Annotated in this window: 21 protein-coding genes and 2 pseudogenes; 10 read left to right on the forward strand and 13 right to left on the reverse strand. The window is 38.3% G+C overall.

All coding sequences use genetic code 11. The annotated features are described in order from the left end of the window. A pseudogene (uvsE, locus tag AC1UFB_RS17865) lies at positions 1 to 450 on the forward strand (UV DNA damage repair endonuclease UvsE); the annotation flags it as partial. A gap of 44 nt (positions 451 to 494) precedes the next feature. Here uvsE and argS read toward each other — a convergent pair. The 4 genes from argS to speE form a co-directional block, all read right to left on the reverse strand. Further along, complete coding sequence (argS, locus tag AC1UFB_RS17870; RefSeq protein WP_061785341.1) at positions 495 to 2,165, reverse strand: arginine--tRNA ligase; 1,671 nt, start codon at positions 2,163 to 2,165, stop codon at positions 495 to 497. Continuing rightward, on the reverse strand, positions 2,152 to 2,601 hold the full coding sequence (locus AC1UFB_RS17875; RefSeq protein ID WP_100346559.1) for a YwiB family protein: 450 nt from the start codon (positions 2,599 to 2,601) through the stop codon (positions 2,152 to 2,154). Before AC1UFB_RS17875 ends, argS begins: the two co-directional genes overlap by 14 nt. A 156-nt stretch (positions 2,602 to 2,757) precedes the next feature. Next, positions 2,758 to 3,636 carry an agmatinase gene (gene speB, locus AC1UFB_RS17880; RefSeq protein WP_061785339.1) on the reverse strand — a complete coding sequence of 293 codons (879 nt, stop codon included), beginning with the start codon at positions 3,634 to 3,636 and terminating at the stop codon, positions 2,758 to 2,760. 222 nt (positions 3,637 to 3,858) lie between these two features. Then, positions 3,859 to 4,686 carry a spermidine synthase gene (speE, locus tag AC1UFB_RS17885; RefSeq protein ID WP_025908717.1) on the reverse strand — a complete coding sequence of 276 codons (828 nt, stop codon included), beginning with the start codon at positions 4,684 to 4,686 and terminating at the stop codon, positions 3,859 to 3,861. 367 nt (positions 4,687 to 5,053) lie between these two features. Here speE and AC1UFB_RS17890 point away from each other — a divergent pair, with 367 nt between their 5' ends. Beyond that, positions 5,054 to 7,126: a transglycosylase domain-containing protein gene (locus tag AC1UFB_RS17890; protein ID WP_100346558.1), complete on the forward strand. Its 2,073-nt coding sequence runs from the start codon at positions 5,054 to 5,056 to the stop codon at positions 7,124 to 7,126. Positions 7,127 to 7,166: 40 nt separating this feature from the next. On the opposite strand, the gene AC1UFB_RS17895 is transcribed toward AC1UFB_RS17890, so the two are convergent. Next, complete coding sequence (locus tag AC1UFB_RS17895; protein ID WP_025908715.1) at positions 7,167 to 7,676, reverse strand: YwhD family protein; 510 nt, start codon at positions 7,674 to 7,676, stop codon at positions 7,167 to 7,169. 18 nt (positions 7,677 to 7,694) lie between these two features. Next, positions 7,695 to 8,342, reverse strand: a complete 648-nt coding sequence (locus tag AC1UFB_RS17900; protein WP_025908714.1) for a site-2 protease family protein — start codon at positions 8,340 to 8,342, stop codon at positions 7,695 to 7,697. Between the two features lie 146 nt (positions 8,343 to 8,488). On the opposite strand from AC1UFB_RS17900, the gene AC1UFB_RS17905 reads away from it, so the two are divergent. Next, the gene (locus AC1UFB_RS17905) at positions 8,489 to 8,674 is read left to right on the forward strand and encodes a 2-hydroxymuconate tautomerase (RefSeq protein WP_100346557.1); all 186 of its coding nucleotides are present in this window, start codon (positions 8,489 to 8,491) and stop codon (positions 8,672 to 8,674) included. 63 nt (positions 8,675 to 8,737) lie between these two features. Here the strand turns inward: AC1UFB_RS17905 and AC1UFB_RS17910 are convergent, their stop codons facing one another. From AC1UFB_RS17910 to AC1UFB_RS17920, 3 genes are all read right to left on the reverse strand, one after another. Continuing rightward, entirely contained in the window at positions 8,738 to 9,253 is a 516-nt protein-coding gene (locus AC1UFB_RS17910) for a YwgA family protein (RefSeq protein ID WP_061785338.1), read from the reverse strand. 29 nt (positions 9,254 to 9,282) lie between these two features. After that, positions 9,283 to 10,584, reverse strand: coding sequence for an HD domain-containing protein (locus AC1UFB_RS17915; RefSeq protein ID WP_025908711.1), 1,302 nt, complete (start codon positions 10,582 to 10,584; stop codon positions 9,283 to 9,285). A gap of 112 nt (positions 10,585 to 10,696) precedes the next feature. Beyond that, positions 10,697 to 10,921 carry a YuzB family protein gene (locus tag AC1UFB_RS17920; RefSeq protein ID WP_025908710.1) on the reverse strand — a complete coding sequence of 75 codons (225 nt, stop codon included), beginning with the start codon at positions 10,919 to 10,921 and terminating at the stop codon, positions 10,697 to 10,699. 209 nt (positions 10,922 to 11,130) lie between these two features. Here AC1UFB_RS17920 and AC1UFB_RS17925 point away from each other — a divergent pair, with 209 nt between their 5' ends. Together AC1UFB_RS17925 and lipL are read left to right on the forward strand one after the other, a co-directional pair. Continuing rightward, positions 11,131 to 11,796: an RsfA family transcriptional regulator gene (locus tag AC1UFB_RS17925; protein ID WP_078989065.1), complete on the forward strand. Its 666-nt coding sequence runs from the start codon at positions 11,131 to 11,133 to the stop codon at positions 11,794 to 11,796. Positions 11,797 to 11,920: 124 nt separating this feature from the next. Next, a complete protein-coding gene (lipL, locus tag AC1UFB_RS17930) occupies positions 11,921 to 12,775 on the forward strand; it encodes an octanoyl-[GcvH]:protein N-octanoyltransferase (protein ID WP_061786195.1) in 855 nt (284 codons plus the stop codon). A gap of 33 nt (positions 12,776 to 12,808) precedes the next feature. Here the strand turns inward: lipL and pta are convergent, their stop codons facing one another. Further along, complete coding sequence (pta, locus tag AC1UFB_RS17935; protein ID WP_025908707.1) at positions 12,809 to 13,780, reverse strand: phosphate acetyltransferase; 972 nt, start codon at positions 13,778 to 13,780, stop codon at positions 12,809 to 12,811. A 276-nt stretch (positions 13,781 to 14,056) separates the two neighbouring features. Between pta and hemQ the strand changes: the two genes are divergently transcribed. The 3 genes and pseudogenes from hemQ (at position 14,057) to gerQ (ending at position 15,850) form a co-directional block, all read left to right on the forward strand. Next, on the forward strand, positions 14,057 to 14,800 hold the full coding sequence (gene hemQ / locus AC1UFB_RS17940; RefSeq protein ID WP_100346556.1) for a hydrogen peroxide-dependent heme synthase: 744 nt from the start codon (positions 14,057 to 14,059) through the stop codon (positions 14,798 to 14,800). 114 nt (positions 14,801 to 14,914) lie between these two features. Further along, positions 14,915 to 15,340: pseudogene (locus tag AC1UFB_RS17945) on the forward strand (cell wall hydrolase). Positions 15,341 to 15,367: 27 nt separating this feature from the next. Next, on the forward strand, positions 15,368 to 15,850 hold the full coding sequence (gene gerQ / locus AC1UFB_RS17950; RefSeq protein WP_100346555.1) for a spore coat protein GerQ: 483 nt from the start codon (positions 15,368 to 15,370) through the stop codon (positions 15,848 to 15,850). A gap of 40 nt (positions 15,851 to 15,890) precedes the next feature. Here the strand turns inward: gerQ and AC1UFB_RS17955 are convergent, their stop codons facing one another. The 3 genes from AC1UFB_RS17955 to AC1UFB_RS17965 all read right to left on the reverse strand — a co-directional run bounded on the left by AC1UFB_RS17955 (position 15,891) and on the right by AC1UFB_RS17965 (position 17,365). Then, positions 15,891 to 16,259, reverse strand: coding sequence for a DUF423 domain-containing protein (locus tag AC1UFB_RS17955; protein ID WP_025908704.1), 369 nt, complete (start codon positions 16,257 to 16,259; stop codon positions 15,891 to 15,893). Positions 16,260 to 16,274: 15 nt separating this feature from the next. Then, positions 16,275 to 16,583, reverse strand: a complete 309-nt coding sequence (locus AC1UFB_RS17960) for a YwdI family protein (RefSeq protein ID WP_025908703.1) — start codon at positions 16,581 to 16,583, stop codon at positions 16,275 to 16,277. Between the two features lie 101 nt (positions 16,584 to 16,684). Continuing rightward, positions 16,685 to 17,365 (reverse strand): uracil-DNA glycosylase, encoded by a 681-nt coding sequence (locus AC1UFB_RS17965; RefSeq protein WP_100346554.1) that lies wholly within the window; start codon positions 17,363 to 17,365, stop codon positions 16,685 to 16,687. A gap of 183 nt (positions 17,366 to 17,548) precedes the next feature. Here AC1UFB_RS17965 and AC1UFB_RS17970 point away from each other — a divergent pair, with 183 nt between their 5' ends. Continuing rightward, positions 17,549 to 17,995, forward strand: coding sequence for a staygreen family protein (locus AC1UFB_RS17970; protein ID WP_100346553.1), 447 nt, complete (start codon positions 17,549 to 17,551; stop codon positions 17,993 to 17,995). Positions 17,996 to 18,200: 205 nt separating this feature from the next. Beyond that, entirely contained in the window at positions 18,201 to 19,703 is a 1,503-nt protein-coding gene (gene zwf, locus AC1UFB_RS17975) for a glucose-6-phosphate dehydrogenase (RefSeq protein WP_025908700.1), read from the forward strand. The last annotated feature ends 26 nt before the right edge of the window (positions 19,704 to 19,729 follow it).

A 19,729-nucleotide genomic window follows, 5' to 3' on the forward strand; every position in this document is an offset into this window, starting at 1 on the left:
AAACTCTCACGTACGGTACGGAGTGGGGGAAAAGATGGAGATAACCTCAAAATCTTACCTATCACTAAACTCTCAAAAGAGGAACGCATAGAGAAGTTATATGAAGTTACGCAACAGAACTTGTACCATATAAAACGAGCTTTACATTATAACATTGCACATGAAATCATGCTTTACCGTCTTTCTTCTTCCCTTGTTCCTTTAGCTACTCATCCTGAAGTCGCATGGGATTTTGTAACACCTTTTCAACAAGAATGGAAAGAACTTGGTCACTTAGTAAAGTCTCATCATCTACGGGTAAGCTTTCATCCTAACCAGTTCACTTTGTTTACGAGTGATAAGCCGCAGATTACTGACAATGCTGTTTTAAATATGAACTATCACTATCAAATGCTAGAAGCAATGGATGTGGTAGATGGATCGTTAATTAACATTCATGTTGGTGGAGCTACGCTAAAGATATAAAAAAACCCCCTTTGAAAGGGGATCTTTTATTACATTTTTTCAGGAGCCGAAACACCAATTAATTTCAATGCATTTTGTAGAGTAACCTGCACTGCTTTGATAAGCTCCAAGCGTGCTTTACTTGTTTCGATATTATCTGTGTCAATAACTTTATCTGCGTTGTAGAAGCTGTGGAACGTTGATGCTAAGTCAAAGATATAGTTTGTAATGCGGTGAGGAATGCGTTTTGTTGCCGCTTCAGAAACAGCTTGTGGAAACTCACCAATTTTCTTTAGTAGGTCCATTTCTTTCTCAGACTGAATTAGCGTATACTCTACGTTTCCTTTTGTTAATGCTTCAATTTCAGCACCTTGCTTTAAGATACTGCAAATACGAGCATGTGCATATTGTGCATAATATACCGGATTTTCGTTGGATTGAGAAACTGCTAAGTCTAAGTCGAAGTCTAAGTGCGTGTCTCCACTTCTCATTGCAAAGAAGTAGCGAGTTGCGTCTAAGCCAACCTCTTCTACAAGGTCTCGCATCGTTACAGCTTTACCTGTACGCTTACTCATCTTCATCTTTTCACCGTTTTGATACAGCTGAACCATTTGAATAATTTCAACTTCTAGCGTATCTTTTCCATAACCAAGGGCTTGGATTGCAGCTTTCATACGCGGAATGTAACCGTGGTGGTCAGCACCCCAAATGTTGATTAACTTGTCAAAGCCACGCTGAATTTTGTCTTGGTGATAAGCGATATCCGGCATTAAGTAAGTAAATGAACCATCGTTTTTAATTAATACTCGGTCTTTATCATCACCAAATGTTGTTGAACGGAACCATGTTGCTCCTTCTTCTTCATAAACGTGACCTTGTTGCTTTAACGTATCAAGCGCAACTTGAATTTTATCGTTTTTATATAGAGATGTCTCAGAGTACCATACATCGAATTTTACACGAAATTGCTCTAAATCACGCTTCAATTTTTCCAACTCATAATCTAATCCGTACTGGCGGAAAAACTCAAAGCGCTCTTTTTCATCAGCTTTTGCATACTGATCTCCATACTTTTCAGCTAACTCTTTACCAATGTTGATAATATCTTCACCATGGTAGCCATCGGCAGGCATTTCTTTGTCCATACCTAAAGCCTGCATATAACGCGCTTCCACTGAGTACGCTAAGTTGTTAATTTGGTTACCAGCATCATTGATATAATATTCACGAGATACATCATAACCTGCCTTAGCAAGAACATTACATAAAGAATCTCCTACAGCTGCGCCGCGAGCATGCCCTAAATGCAAATCTCCTGTTGGGTTTGCTGATACAAACTCAACCTGAACTTTTTCACCGTTTCCAACGTTTGATTCACCATAAGCTTCTCCTGCTTTTAAGATGGTTGGAATTAATTCTGTTAAATATGAGTTGTTCATGTAAAAGTTAATAAATCCAGGGCCCGCAATTTCAATTTTTTCAATTGAAGCTTTTGATTTATCAAACTGTGCTACTAGCTCTTCTGCAATAGCGCGAGGTGCTTTTTTTGCAATTCGTGCAAGCTGCATCGCCATATTTGTAGAATAATCACCGTGGGCTTTATCTTTTGGTACTTCTAACACGACTTCTGGTAGCTGATCTTTTGTTGCTAACTCAGCTTTTACAACTGCATCTTGAATCTCAGCTTTTAACTTACTTTGCACTTGTTCAACAATGTTCATGTTCTTCCTCCTTGAATGTTATCGTTACAGCGTACTTCCCTACCGATTGACCTTGCAATGTCAAATCGTACGTAAAAAAGAGATGACCTCTTTTTTGGAGCTTTTTATATTCAATGTTATGAGCATATGTCATCATATCCATACGGCCATAAGGACTCATATACGTTCCTTCAAGCTTAACTTTTTTACGAAAAGACTGCTTCATTTTTACGGCACCGGTACGGTTAATCGTTACTTCACCCTCTTTAATCTTCAGTAACGTTTTAATATCCCCTACTTCTTCTTGATGCTCCGTATACGTTAAATAAACCACTTCGTCTTTTTTATAATACGTTCCTTGAGCCTCAACCGCCGTTGTTTCCTTCATGTGTCCGTCTCGAATGTCCGTCACAATCTTAATTGCGATTGGCTTTTTAATCGTTGAAGCGTTATTCATCTCAAGACACTTCCTTAATTTTTACGAATACTTTATAACTTAAATAGTATAAACATTCCGAGACAAGAATTCAATAATACTTCAAGTTTTCGCTCATCTTGTAAAAAAGAGTAGGCCGCATTTCTATCAATGCAACCTACTCTTCTATATATTTGTTTAGCGCTTTTGAACCCAACCTAAAATCATTTCACGAATAAGCTTACTAGCTGTATTGGCCGTTTGCTCAGAGGAATCATAGATTGGAGCAACTTCTACTAAGTCTGCACCCACAACGCGGATATCTGATTTAGCAATCTCATGAATAGATGCTAATAGCTCTTTTGATGTTATGCCCCCCGCATCTACTGTACCTGTACCTGGGGCATGGGCTGGATCTAACACATCGATATCAATCGTTACATAAACTGGACGGCCCGCTAGCTTAGGTAAGATTTCTTTTAAAGGTTCTAATACTTCAAATTTAGAAATATGCATGCCGTTCTCTTTCGCCCATACAAATTCTTCTTTCATACCTGAACGAATACCAAATGAATAAACGTTGCTTGGCCCAATGTGCTCGGCAATTTTACGAATTGGTGTGGAGTGAGACAAAGGTTCACCTTCATACTCTTCACGTAAATCCGTATGCGCATCCATATGAATGATAGCAAGATCCGGATATTTCTTATACATCGCTTTCATAACTGGCCATGAAACCAAGTGCTCGCCACCCATTCCAAGCGGAAACTTATCGGCTGCTAATAGCTCATCGATATAGCCCTCAATCATGTCGATGCTTCGCTGTGCATTTCCAAAAGGAAGTGGAATATCACCAGCATCAAAATATTTTACTTCTTCAAGCTCACGATCTAAATATGCGCTATATTCTTCTAACCCAATTGATACTTCGCGAATACGAGTTGGACCAAAGCGAGACCCCGGTCGGTAGCTTACTGTCCAATCCATTGGCATACCGTATAGTACGGCTTCGCTTTCTTCAAAGCTAGGGTGACTTTTTATAAATACATTACCTGAATATGCTTCATCAAAACGCATGAGAATGCCTCCTTGTCATAAAAACAAGACGCCAAGCCTTTTGACTGACATCTTGTCTATGGTTTGTACTTTATCCGAGCTTAACTGGCAGTAAGGCTTCCGCTTCCAAGCTCAGGGGAAATCGCTGGAAGATAAGCAGAGGGCTACACTGTCCTTAAAAGCCCGATTGGTTGCACTAACAATGAGCGGGAGATGAAGCCTCCCACCAATTGAAGCTTCATCTTATTTTACTAAATCTGCTACAAACTTCGGTAAAGCAAATGCTGCTTTATGAAGCTCTTTCGTGTAATACTTTGTTTCGATATCAATAAAGCGATCTTCACTAACCTCTAGTGGATCATGCTTCTTAGAACCGATTGTGAACGTCCACAGACCACTTGGATACGTTGGAATGTTTGCTATATAAAGACGAGTAATCGGGAAAATTTCTTTTACATCACGCTGTACGTTTGTAATTAACTCTGGAGTAAACCAAGGGTTGTCCGTTTGAGCTACAAAAATTCCGTCTTCTTTTAACGCTTTTGAAATCCCAGCGTAGAAGCCTTTTGTAAATAAATTCACCGCTGGACCTACTGGCTCAGTTGAATCAACCATAATAACATCATATTCATTTTCGCTTTCTGCGATATGCATAAAGCCGTCGCCGACCTTTACCTCAACGCGCTCATTCTCCAATTCACCAGCAATCTCCGGTAAATACTTCTTAGAGTATTCAATAACTTTTCCATCAATTTCAACTAGCGTCGCTTTCTTTACGCTAGGATGCTTTAATACTTCACGGATTACGCCACCATCTCCGCCGCCTACTACTAAGACATTTTCAGGATTGGGATGTGTAAATAATGGCACGTGTGCCACCATTTCATGATAAACAAACTCATCTTTTTGAGTTGTCATTACCATTCCATCAAGAACTAGCATGTTACCAAACTCTTCTGTTTCAATCATGTCTAGCTTTTGAAACTCAGTTTGTTCTGTATGTAAAGTGCGCTTAATTTTCGCCGTAATTCCGAAATTCTTCGTTTGTTTCTCAGTAAACCATAATTCCATTTAAACTCTTCCCTTCTATTTTGAGAATTTAGCCTATGCATAGATTACCCTAACATAATTTATACAAACATGAAAAAAGTATAGATGAATTTAAGTGAAAAGCAAAGTTTTTTTTAGACTTCTAGGTTTAAAAGAGCTTTTTCTTTTTCATACTAAACTATATATTCCTTTAAATTGCTATAACCGCATTTCAAAAAGCCTATATTTACCTAAACTACCTATATAAACCTACACATTAAAAGGCTTAAATAAATGGATCTAGCTCGTAAAAAAATCTTTTGATAATAAAAAGACTGTATCAATCTGGGTACCCTTTAAAACGTAACTTTTTTAGGAAACGAAGGAGTTAACTCATGAGGTGATGACAATGGAAACTGTATTAATTGAACACTTTAAGAAAGCTAGACGTCTTTTTCGCATTCTACTTGTTCTTGCACTTTTATGTACTGTATGTATTGGGATTGCTTATATCAGTATATTTTTATATGCCAAAATCGCTGGTCCACCTACGCTAACTGTCCCGCAAACCGCTATTTTCTATTCCAGCAATGGCAAAGTATTAGACGAATTACACAACGGTCAAAAACGCTATTGGGTCCCTCTAGAAAGCGTATCTGACAATATTAAAGAAGCTACATTAGCAGTTGAAGACAAGCGGTTTTATGATCATAACGGCTTTGATATTAAACGTATTGGCGGGGCAATTGTTGCCGATATTAAAGCAATGAGTAAGGTACAAGGTGCTAGCACAATTACGCAGCAGTACGCACGAAATCTTTTTTTAGAACACGATAAAACATGGACAAGAAAATTCCAAGAAGCGCTTTATACCATTCGCCTGGAATTTAATTACGACAAGGATAAAATTTTTGAAGGTTATTTAAATACCATTTACTATGGACACGGCGCCTATGGAGTCGAGGCTGCTTCAAAAACGTATTTTAATAAAAAAGCAAAGGACTTAACGCTAAGTGAAGCTAGTATGCTAGCTGGGATTCCGAAAGGGCCTACTTACTATTCTCCTCTGCTTCATGAAGAAAATGCAAAAGAGCGTCAGCGCATCATCTTAAACTTACTTGTTGACCAAGGAAAAATTTCACAAAAAGAAGCGGATAAAGCATTTGTAACACCTTTGTTCTATGCAAAAAAAGCACAAGATGAAGCAAACGCAAAGAAACAAGATGCGTCTTACTTCATGAGTGCAGCTTTATCTCAGTTAACGAATGAATTGGGAATTACAGAAGCAATGATTCATTCAAATGGCTTACGCATTTACACAACGCTTGATATTGACGTGCAAAAGAAAGCAGAAGAAGCAATGAATACCGTTATGAATAAAGATTCTGATATTCAAACAGCATTTGTCGCAATGGATCCAAAAACAGGTGCAGTTAAAGCGCTCATTGGCGGTAGAGATTATAAGAAAAGCCCATTCAACAGAGCAACTCAAGCTGTGCGCCAGCCGGGCTCTACGATGAAGCCATTCTTATATTATGCTGCTTTAGCAGACGGCTTTACGGAATCTACCGCGATGCAAAGTGAAGAGACAACCTTCACGTTAGATGATGGGGTTTCAACATATAAACCCAGTAACTATAACAGCTACTATGCAAACAATCCCATTACACTAGCACAGGCTATTGCGCTGTCAGATAACATCTATGCTGTTAAAACACATTTATTTATCGGGGAGCACCGATTGGTCGAAACGGCTAAGTCATTAGGAGTTTCAACTCCACTGAAGCAGGTACCGTCCCTTGCTCTTGGAACATCACCTGTTCGCGTGATTGATATGGTCAATGCATATGGCATTTTTGCAAACGGTGGAAAAGAAATTTCACCAACATTCATTAAGCGCATTGAAACAGCTGGTGGAGACATGGTGTATGAAGCACCTCAAGAAAAGAAACAAATTGTTGACAAGCGGTTAGCATTTCTAACAACGCATTTGATGACAGGCATGTTCCAAAAAGAATTAAACGGCTATACAACAGTAACTGGAAAGCCAATTCTAAAATACTTGTCAAGAGATTATGCTGGTAAATCTGGTACTACGCCGACAGATAGCTGGATGATTGGCTACACCCCTCAGCTTGTATCAGGTGTTTGGGTAGGCTATGACCAAGGCAAACAGATTGAGCGTGTTGAAGAAAAAGCTTATGCAAAAAAAATGTGGGCATTGTTTATGGAAGATGCGCTTGAAGGAAAGAAGAAACAAGCATTCAAAGCACCGAAAGGGTTAGTCAGCGTAAATATTAACCCTGAAACGGGGGATATCGCAACAAAGTCCTGTTCGAAAAAATATAAAGCATACTATTTAACAGGTACCCAACCGACTACGTATTGTCGCGATAAAGGCGTTTCTGAAGAGAAAAACCAGGCGCCACAGAAGCAGAAAGAACAAGATGGATTCTTTCATCGCCTCCGCGATTGGTTTTAAAAAGGAGAGGCCCTCAGTCTAAGCTGAGGGCCTCTCCTTTTTATGATAAAGCTTCTTTTAGTTCATCACTAGAACGTTCCCATATTTCCTTATCATGAGCAGATAGAAAATCTTTTAAGATTGCTTTTGACTTATTATCCATTTCGTCTACCATAATGCGACGCTTCATAGATTTATCCATCTTATTTACATGCTCTGGAAGTGACTTATAACCGCGGCGAATTTCACGATCTACGGTCATTTCACATGCCGTTACGCCAGCATAATAAGGGCCTGCTGGATTGCGGTCAATGGTTACCCAGACAAGCCAATAGAGCTTGCCGTTAGGAACTTCGTCTTTGTTGGATAAAAACTTAATTCCCTTTTCAACCACGCTTCGAGCATGCATCGCACCGATATCAACAAAAGCTTCTTCGTCTGATGGGCATACAAAAACAGGTGAAATATTTTCTAAGCTTAGCGCACCAACCCCAAAGCCTCCATGTCCATCTGTTGAATCATTCTTAATAATATTAAATCCAATATTCTTCTTTTTTTTCGGTTGATCCATTGTTAAAACGCTCCTTACTTAAGTTAATAAAGGTCCCAGAAGTTGTTGAAATAGCTCAACAAAAAATGGGATTCCAATGTCATATATAGGGGCAATGATATAGCGATCGAGCGGTGTAATAATTAACACTAAAAATAACAAGATTCCCCACGACTCATACTGCGTCATTTTTGCTCGCACTGTGTTTGGAACAAGATCTTCTACGATACGGTAGCCATCGAGCGGCGGAAATGGCAGCAAATTAAATAAAAATAAAACAATATTAATGGTGATAAACATATTAAAAAACTTATATAGTGGATCTATATAACCAGCAAACTGCAAAATCAAAAACCAACCAAGAACCCCTAAAAATGCAAGGAATAAGTTACTAAGCGGCCCTGCAATTGAAACCAATACGCCAGCTAGACGGGGATTCTTAAAGAAAAAGCGATTAACTGGTACGGGCTTAGCCCATCCAAATCCCACTACCAGTAGGAGAATTGTTCCTAGTGGATCTAAATGTGAAAGAGGCGATAGTGTCAAACGCCCTTGTTTCTTTGCCGTCTCGTCTCCAAACTTGTATGCAACAAAAGCATGAGCAAATTCATGTAGCGTAAATGCGATAATTAGCGTAATAGCAACGTACGGAATATATTCAAGCGGAAAAGCTAAAAATTGATTCACTCGCTCTCTCCTTTATAATCATTCTGAATTACAATAATACATCGAGTATACTATAATTTAATTATTTCATCATTAGATGAGGGTGTATTTTTCAATGTAAAAGGACTACACTGAAGAAGACACTGAAGAAAAGGAGTGAAATTAGTATGCCATATGTAACAGTAAAAATGCTTGAAGGTCGCACTGAAAATCAAAAAAGAGCCCTTATTGAAAAAGTAACGGCTGCTGTATCTGAAACAACAGGTGCCCCTTCTGAAAAGATTGCGGTTTTTATTGAAGAAATGTCAAAAAACCACTATGCAGTAAACGGTAAACGATTAAGCGACCAATAAACTACATATCGTTTATTCATTGAACAAAGCCCTCTGAACGGATGCAGAGGGCTTTGCTTTGTATTAGTGAACACGGTCAAACGTCACTGCTTTTAAATTTTCAATATATGCATATGCTTGTTCAATATCTTCTTCTGTATAGTTCTGTTTACTCTTTAACGTAAACACTTTTTCACTCACTTCTTCTTTCGATAACCCATCAAAGTATAAAATCGTTGAGACAAGCTCTAAAAATTTTGAAGACTGGTTGTTCATATCCGTCATGACTTCCTCTAGGTGGGGTAACTCTAGCTCATAATGGCTTAAGAATTCATTTCCAGCCTGAGTTAGCGCGTATCGGTACTGCATGTAGCCACCCTTATTTTCTTTCAATTCCTGCAAGAAGCCTAGATTACACAATTCTTCTACTCGAAGGGTAAGCTCTTCTGAATATGGACCAAAAAAATGGAAATTATAGCGTTCATAAAAAGGAAACTCTAGCTTTTTTCCAATAAAAATCATTTTTTGGAGCTTTTTTCTCCCTACAATTTCTCCTGCTGCTGAGAACACTTTAATAATCTTCGCGTGATCATTTAACACAGCCCTTTCAACTCCTATACTATTTAACTCTAATTACTTTTTAATAGCTGTAAAATTTGTTCTTTCACTTTTCTTTTTGACGATAGCTGGTCAATTAAATCTTGTGGAAAATAAAGTTTGTGATCCGTTCGTTTTTTCCCCGAAATCGATTCAACAATTTCAGACTGTCGCGATAGCTCCCTTACTTCATCATTTGGCATCAACAAATGGATTGGCAAGCGTTCTTCTTCTTCACCTGGACGATAAAAGTCGTACGGTAAGTCACTGGATGAATCAACAACTAAATAATAATCAGGGTCAATTCCAGCTTTTTTAAATAATGTTGTTAGCTCCATCCACATCTTCATTTGAAGGTTTGGATTGAACTCAATGTATTTAAATAGGTTACGGTTCATAAATCTGCGACATAAATCCGCTAAAATATTATCTTCTTCATCTTGCCAAGCCTGAAAATAAAACATGACAACAGACTCGTCCAGCCTTAAGTACTCTTCGAGCGATATTTCATCTTTAAAAATAGAGTAAAAATGAACAGGTGGCTGGCGAAACTCATAGGATTTTTGATGAAGTTCTTTCGCACGATGTAGAATTTTAGTTAAGATAACTTCTGCACTACGAGTTACAGGGTGAAAATAAATCTGCCAATACATTTGGTAGCGACTCATGATGTAATCCTCAACTGCATGCATACCGCTATGCTTAATGACAGCTTGATCTTCTTGTGGACGCATTACGCGCAGGATACGCTCCATATCGAAGTGTCCATAGCTTACCCCCGTATAATAGGCATCACGCTGTAAATAATCCATTCGATCGGCGTCGATTTGGCTTGAAATCAAGCTTACAACCAGCTTATTTTTATACGTTTTTGCAATAACTTCTGCTACTTTTTTCGGAAAATCTGCTCCAGCTTTTTTCAATACACGGTTTACTTCTGTATTCCCCAAAATAATCGCTTGAGTAAACTCTTCATGATCAAGGTGAAATACTTTTTCAAAAGAATGAGAGAATGGACCATGCCCTAAATCGTGTAGAAGCGCTGCGCATAAACAAAGAAGTCGTTCATCATCGTCCCATTCTGGACGATTTCGAAACACATCATCAATGATTCGGCGAACAATCTCATATACTCCTAGAGAGTGATTAAAACGACTATGTTCGGCACCGTGAAACGTTAAATAGGTTGTTCCAAGCTGGCGAATTCGACGTAAACGCTGAAATTCAGATGTACCGATCAGCTCCCAAATCAATCGGTCTCGTACGTGGATGTAGCGATGTACAGGGTCTTTAAATACTTTTTCTTCACTAAGTTTTTCATTTAGATATGCCATTTACATACCTCTCTATCTTGACGTTGTTAGTATGTCTTCTTCGACAAGGTGTTTAAAAATTCCTAGTCAGAATAAAAAATCACCTTTTGCTTAGAACAAAGGTGATTTTATTTTATTTGTTTAGTTTTTTCTCAATTTTTTCAATTAGCTCGTCCTCTGTTGGTGCAGCTACAGGGCGATTATTTACAAATGCAAATGATTTTTTACGTCCTGGACCACAGTACGATTGACAGCCCACTTTCACATCTGCACATGCATCTATTTTTTGAAGTCGAGGTAACAACGTCTTCACATTTGTTGCCTGACAATCATCACAAATTCTAAATTCATTTGCCATGCTGACACAATCCTTTCAAAAGTGCTTACACATATCTTTTTTTGCCTAAAGGGTATTTTACCGCTATTTGCATAGGAGTGCAAGTTTCGAAAAATGCCAAAATCTATCATACTTCTAGAAAAAATAGTATAACTATACGCTAATCTGTACATACTGAATACTACAAAACATGGTAGCTACCAATCATATAAAAATGAGGAGTGAAATACGTGAAAGATAGACAAGATGCGTGGACAGAAGAAAATGATTTACTTTTAGCAGAAACAGTTTTAAGACATGTAAGAGAAGGAAGCACTCAGTTAAACGCGTTTGAAGAAGTTGGAGATGAACTAAATCGTACGTCTGCGGCTTGCGGATTTCGCTGGAATGCCGTGGTAAGACATCAGTATGAAAAAGCGCTCCAGCTCGCGAAAAAACAGCGTAAGCAACGCATGCGTGCCCTCGGACAAGAACAAGGTAAGAAAAAGCTTTTATATACACCACCTACACCAAGTATAGAAAATGTTACAGAGGAAGTGTACGAGGCAATCCCAGTCTCTTCCCCTACTATAACAACTTCTAACAACGATTTATCGATTGACGTAGTCATCCGCTATTTAGAAACATTTAGAGGCCAAACTGGAAACATGCAAGCAATTCAACATGAGAATTCTCGTTTACGTAAGGAAAATGATGACCTACATCGTAAAATCCAAGAGCTTGAAAAACAAGTAACTCAACTTGAAGCAAATGCTACTACTATTCAAGAAGACTATGAAACATTGATGCAAATCATGAACCGTGCTCGCAAACTGGTGTTATTTGATGAAGAGGATCGCTCAGCGACTTCATTTAAAATGGATCGCAACGGGAATTTAGAAAAATTAGCTGAATAATACCAATCCAAAGGCGGCATTCCTATGCCACCTTTTTTCATGGGTTATAACCTGAGGCATACCAAACCCTAACGTTTAAATGTGCTATAATATGTTCGTTTACTTCATAAAGGAGTTATGGAACATGTCTATATATAAACCAAATCTTTTACTACAGCCAAAATGGCGCATCATTGATCAATCAAGCTTAGGTCCGGGCTTTGATGCAAAGCAATCTTTCGCGATAGATGATACGCTTTGCACAAGTGTTGGAAGAAACGCGTCTCCAGCTACGGTTCGCTCTTGGGTGCATCACGATACGATTGTTCTTGGTATCCAAGACACAAAGCTACCGCATTTAGCCGAGGGCATTCACTATTTGCAAGAACAAGGCTATAAACCAATTGTTCGTAACTCTGGAGGGCTAGCCGTCGTACTTGATGAAGGCGTACTGAACATTTCACTTATCTTTCCGGATGCAGAAAAAGGCATTGATATCGACCGAGGATATGATGCGATGTTTGATTTAATTAAAGCGATGTTTGCTTCTCACACAACTGATATTGAAGCAAAAGAAATTGTCGGTTCGTACTGTCCTGGAAGCTACGACTTGAGCATCGATGGTCAAAAATTTGCAGGTATCTCACAGCGTCGTGTACGAGGTGGAGTAGCTGTACAGATTTATCTCTGCGTATCAGGTGATGGAGCAAAAAGAGCCAGTGTTATTAAAGAATTTTACAAAAGAGGCCTACAAGAAGCTGAGACAAAGTTTACATACCCAACGATTGTTCCAGAGACAATGGCTTCTCTTTCACAGCTGTTAAACGTTGAATTAACCGTAAGCGATCTAATGATGCTAACGCTCCAAACATTACAATCCACCGGAGCTTCGTTAGAAATGATTCCCCTACAAGCAGCGGAACTTGAATTGTTTGATACACAGCTACAGCGAATGTATGACCGAAATGAAAAAGCACTAGGTTCTGTTCTAAAAGCATAAAAAAACGCCGTTTAACGGCGTTTTTTTATGCTTTTACAGTGCTTGAGCAGCTGTAATTAAAGCTAATTTGTATACATCCTCTTCGTTACAACCACGTGAAAGGTCGTTAACCGGCTTGTTTAAACCTTGAAGAATAGGACCAACCGCTTCAAAATTACCTAAGCGTTGAGCGATTTTGTATCCAATATTACCAGCTTCAAGACTTGGGAATACAAATACGTTTGCATCACCTTTTATATCTGAACCCGGTGCTTTCTTTTCAGCAACAGATGGTACAAATGCTGCATCAAACTGGAATTCACCGTCTAAAGTTAGGCTTGGCGCCATCTCTTTTGCAATTTTAACAGCTTCCGCTACTTTTTCAGTTTCCGGTGATTTAGCTGATCCTTTTGTTGAGAAGCTAAGCATTGCAACACGTGGATCTACATCAAACATGTTAGCTGTGCGTGCACTTTCAATTGCAATTTCAGCTAAGTCTTGGCTGTTTGGCGAAATGTTAATTGCACAGTCAGCAAATACGTACTTCTCGTCACCACGAACCATGATGAATACTCCTGATGTTTTTGTTACGCCTTCTCTTGTTTTAATAATTTGTAGCGCTGGACGCACTGTATCAGCTGTTGAATGTGCAGCTCCGCTTACAAGGCCATCTGCTTTACCCATATGAACAAGCATTGTGCCGAAGTAATTTTCGTCTAATAAAATTTTACGCGCCGCTTCTTCAGTCGCTTTTCCTTTACGACGTTCTACAAATGAAGCTACCATTTCATCAAATCCATCGTAGTTATGAGGATCAAAGATTTGCACTCCATCTAAAATTAAGTTCAAGCTTTTTGCTTTAGCTTGTACTTCTTCTTCGTTTCCAACAACGATTGGCGTTACGACTTTATCTGCAGCCAAACGAGCTACCGCTCCAAGAACACGCTCATCTAAACCTTCTGGGAATACGATTGATACATTGCTTGCAGATACCTTTTCTTTTAAACCAGTAAATAAATTGCTCAAACTAAGTCCTCCTCAATATGTTAAAAAACAGTTTCCACGTAATAGGATACTCCACTTCGAAAAAAAATCAAAGGCATGTCCTTTAACAATTTGATAACCATAAAAAGTCTTTAAATTCCTAAAATTCAATTAAATATACTTTCAACTTCCCTTTTATCATAGCGTAAATTGTGCTTTTTTAATCACAATTCATGAGTTTTTCAATCCAATCATTCGGATAAACTATGATATAGTAAAACTAGAAGTCATTATACTGTAATTTAGGAGTGAAAGAATATGGCAGAAGCAGCTCAAACACTAGATGGATGGTATGCTCTTCATGATTTTCGAACAATTAATTGGACAGCATGGAAACAGTTATCAAATAAAGAACGCGAAACAGCTATCCATGAATTTTTAGCTTTAACAGAAAAATGGACAAGTACGGAAAATGCAGCTGAAGGAAGTCATGCACTATATAGTATTGTCGGTCAAAAAGCAGATTTTATGATCATGCTTGTACGTCCAACAATGGAAGAATTAAATGAAATTGAAAATGAATTTAATAAAACAAAGCTAGCAGAATTTACCGTGCCAGCTTACTCGTATGTATCCGTTGTTGAGCTAAGTAACTACTTACCAGCAGGTGAAGATCCATATGAAAATCCACATATCCGTGCACGCTTATACCCGACTCTTCCAAAATCGAAGTATGTTTGCTTCTATCCAATGGATAAGCGCCGTCAAGGTAACGACAACTGGTACATGTTACCGATGGAAGAGCGTCGTAGCTTAATGCGTAGTCACGGCATGATTGGTCGTCAATATGCAGGTAAAGTAAAACAAATCATTACGGGCTCTGTTGGCTTTGATGACTACGAATGGGGCGTTACGCTATTCGCTGATGACGTATTACAATTTAAAAAACTCGTATATGAAATGAGATTTGATGAGGTAAGTGCACGCTACGGAGAATTTGGTAGCTTCTTTGTTGGTAACTTACTTGAAATTGATCGATTCAGTCATTTCCTTTCAGTCTAAACCTTTTTGCTTCCCCTCTCATTAGGGGAAGCATTTTTTGTGCTTTTTTATGGTCATATTCTCTTCTTTTATTCATATACATACAATAGCGTCACAGGTAAGTGAGGTGAGGAAATGGCGGTTGTCGCGCACACCGAAGAAGATGTTAAGCTTCTAGCCAGACTTCTTCGAGCTGAAGCTTAAGGTGAAGGAAAACAAGGAATGCTCCTTGTAGGTAATGTGGGTGTTAACCGAGCAAGAGCCTCTTGTTTAGACTTTAAAAATATTCGAACTATTAGACAGATGGTCTTCCAAAGCCCTGGAGGCTTTGAAGCCAAGCAGAAAGGATATTTTTATCAGCGTGCACGGCAAGCAGAAATTGATTTAGCTCGCCGTGCATTAAGAGGAGAAAGATTTTCACCAGCCAGCTACGAATTCTCTATGTTTTTTAAACCAGGCGGCAGCTGTCCCGCTACATGGTATAACCAACCAAATACCGGAAGATTCAAGTCTCATTGCTTTTTTGCACCAACTCGAGCAGATTGTCCGAGCGTTTACTAAATACATGTAGAATTAAAGGAGGGTACTATGAAAAAGCCAAAAGGTAATCAAAATCAGACCCAGCCTTATATGCAAAACCCATATATGAGCTATAACTATCCTTACTATACGCCTTATCAACAGCCACAAGGAGTTGGTGGAGGTCAGCAACAAAGTCCATCGGGACAAATGCCTCCTCAAATTCCTTCCGGAGGATCAGGGGCGCCTCAAGCCCCTGGTCAGCTACCACTAGAAGAGTCATATATTGAAAACATTTTGCGTCTAAACCGCGGAAAAGTTGCAACGGTTTATATGACATTTGAAAATAATAACCAATGGAACTCTAAAGTCTTTAAAGGTATTATTGAAGCTGCTGGGCGTGACCACTTGATCTTAAGTGATCCCCAAACAGGGAAACGCTACTTACTATTAATGGTTTACTTAGATTATATTACGTTCGATGAGGAAATTCAGTATGACTATCCATTTAACAGTAGCGGACCTCCATTAAGCAACTATTCACCTCGATAATAGATAAAAGGCCCCTAGCTGAACGCTAGGGGCCTTTTTTTCACCACTTTAAGGCTGCAATAACAATCAATATCCACGCTGTGATGAAAGCCACTCCACCCAGAGGCGTTATGGCACCTAGCACCTTAATTCCGGATATACTTAAAACATATAAGCTACCTGAAAATAATATAATACCAGCCATCATAAGCCAACCTGACGTTGACAACAATGATGACTGAGGAGCTTTTGCAAGTAAAAGAGCGACTACGAATAAACCAATAGCATGAAACATATGATACTGGACGCCTGTTTTCCATACCTCTAAATATTTCTCCGATATCTTACCTTCTAAACCGTGAGCGCCGAATGCACCTAACGCAACAGCTAAAGCTGCATTAATAGCACCTAAAATAACAAAGATTTTCATGTCTCTACCCCTTTTTTAAAAATCAAATAAGCTATCCCCGTTAGCATCGTCTGAAGCAAGCTTTTTCCCTTCAAAATTTTGCGTAGATGATTGAATAATTTGTTGTTGCATCGAAGGCTGAGCTTGAATTTGTGAAGGCATAACAACGCTTGATGGAGCCGTTGGTTGTACTGAAGAAGAATTTCCATCCGTTAATGCCAGTTCACATAATGTTTTAATTGCAATTAATTGATCTCTCACGCGAGCAGAATGATGCGCTTCTTGTTTCGCTTTTGCTAGCTCTGCGCTCATTTTATCTAATAGCTGTTCTAACTTTATTTCCATTATTTCACCTCTTTTACTTTGCCCATTGCGAATCTAATCTGTTTATAGTTTATCAAAAATTCACAGGCTGAGCGATGATTCAATTGTAGTTCGATAAATGTTCATGATTTGATGTTATCAATTTGCCAATCAATTGGCGTACACTCATGCTTTTGTAAAAAATCATTCGTTAAGCGAAAATGATTATTGCCAAAAAATCCACGGTTAGCAGAGAATGGACTTGGATGAGGACTCTCTAAAATTAAATGGTGATTTCCCGTAATTAAGCTTTTCTTGGCTTGCGCATGCTTACCCCAAAGTAAGAACACCACAGGTTCCTCTTTTTGTGCAACCAGTTCAATAATGCGATCTGTGAAAATCTCCCACCCTTTTCCTTTATGGGAATTCGGTTCGCTGCGTCGAACCGTTAATACCGTGTTTAAAAGCAACACTCCCTGCTTAGCCCATTTAATCAAATATCCATTATTGGGAATTTCACAACCAAGCTCTTGATGTAATTCTTTATAAATATTGACAAGTGAAGGCGGCGTTTTCACTCCGGGCTGAACTGAAAAGCTTAAACCGTGAGCTTGACCAGGTCCGTGATAAGGGTCTTGACCCAATAATAAAACCTTAACATCCTTGTAAGGGGTATAATGTAGAGCGTTAAAAATATCATAACGTTCAGGATATACAGTTTCACTATTATATTCATTTACAAGGAATTGACGAAGTTGGATATAATATTCCTTTTCGAATTCTGCCTTTAATAACTCATTCCAATCATTTTTAAAAATAGACATCCCATTCATTCCCTTCATATTTAATCATTGTGTAACCATTCACTCTTTTGTTATTGTACCTAAACTCTACACTTTCAGTGAAGAGCACATTATAATCACCATATCTCTCCAGTTGAAGTCATGTTCAAGTCGCTTTTGTATACACTATAAGGAGTGCATCTTTTCATATAAGGAGGGGTTTATATGATAATTGCTAGTCCCCGCCAAGTAGATGTCACATATGGATTAGGAATTACACCTACCGAACCGATGATTCCTCGAAAATATACCATTTTCCCATCTCATCAATCGTCAATACCATCCATTTACGTCGGTTTAGAATTTGCCTACGATCATATCAGCAAAAGTCGTAATGAATGCTTGGCGTCTTTTTTATTTAATAAAGGCTTCTATTCACTTTCACTTTATTTTTATATTGACCATACTATTTCAGAAGATGCAGCACTAGAGCGTTATATTCACTTCTTAGAAATTTTGCCTGTCTATTTAAATACCCTATATCATTCTGAAAAATTATTCTTTCAAAAGCACCCGTTGCTAGAACATTGTCCAATTTTTTTATATACGGACTCTTCGCATTCTTTTTTAGATGGTAAAAAATCATTAGGTGCATTATATCAATACAGATAGCGCTTTCAAAACTTAGCTACCGCCATTCAATTGGCGTAGCTTTTTTTCATTTACCAAACAAAATACTTTTAAACTCATTCAAAACATGGAATAATAACTACAAATCATATAGATTTGCTTTACCATTTATAAATCGTTACAATTTTATATTAGATATATTAGCGTACACTAAACGTAATTTTGATAAAGAGAGGGTCTAGAAGCAATGACAAATGAACAACCAAAATCAATTATTGTAATTTTTGGAGCTACAGGTGATTTAGCAAAACGCAAACTATTTCCATCTATTTTCCGCTTATACAGAGAAAATAAATTATCCGAAGATTTTGCAGTTGTTGGAGTAGCCAGAAGACCATGGACAAACGAAGAGTTGCGTGAAAATGTTAAAAAGTCTGTAGGTAATCTGCAAACAGAAGACACTGATATTGATAAGTTTGCTTCACACTTCTACTACCAGCCATTTGACGTTACAAACGTAGAATCTTATCAAGAGTTAAAAACATTAACAGAAGAGCTTGATACACAATATAACGTTCCTGGAAATCGTATTTTCTATTTAGCAATGGCCCCAGAATTCTTTGGAACAATTGCGTCTAATTTAAAAAATGAAGGCTTAACAGCTACTGAAGGCTGGAGTCGTCTAGTAATTGAAAAGCCATTTGGTCACGATTATCAATCTGCTAAAGAGCTTAACGAACAAATTCGTCACGCTTTCTCTGAAGATCAAATTTATCGTATTGACCACTACCTTGGAAAAGAAATGGTTCAAAACATCGAAGTCATTCGCTTTGCAAATGCTTTATTTGAGCCACTTTGGAACAACCAATATATTTCAAATATCCAAATTACATCAAGTGAAACGCTTGGTGTAGAAGATCGTGGACGCTATTACGAATCTTCAGGTGCACTACGTGACATGGTTCAAAACCATATCTTACAAATGGTTGCTTTATTAGCTATGGAGCCACCAATTAAACTAACACCAGAAGAAATTCGTAGCGAAAAGGTAAAAGTATTACGCGCACTTCGTTCAATGTCAATAGATGAGGTAGATCAATACTTTGTACGCGGCCAATATGGAAAAGGTATCGTGGAAGAAAACGAAGTAATTGGCTACCGTGAAGAAAATTCTGTAGATGAAGAATCTAATACTGCAACATTCGTTTCAGGTAAACTGATGATTGACAACTTTAGATGGGCTGGTGTGCCAATTTATATTCGTACAGGTAAACGCATGAAAGAAAAAGCAACAACGATTGTTGTTCAATTTAAAGATTTACCAATGAACTTATATTTCAATCGTGGTAAAGATATTCACCCTAACCTGCTTGTAATTCATATTCAACCAGAAGAAGGAATTACTCTTCACCTAAATGCGCGTAAAACACCAGGAGCAACGGCTTCTACACCAATTAACCTTAACTACTGCAACAACTGCGGAGATAAGATGAATACGCCAGAAGCTTATGAACGCCTAATTTACGATTGCATGCTTGGGGATGCAACAAACTTTACACATTGGGATGAAGTTGCTCTATCATGGAAGTTTGTTGATACTATTTCAGAAGCTTGGGAACAAAATAAAGCAAAAGACTTCCCGAACTATGAATCAGGTTCAATGGGACCAAAAGCATCAGATGCTCTTCTTGCTGAAGAAGGCTTCCAATGGTGGCCTGTTGGGGAAAGTAACTTCTCAAACGATAAATAATATAAATAAAAACGCAGCGAATTTCG

The organism is Priestia sp. KCTC 13724 (genome assembly GCF_056820425.1).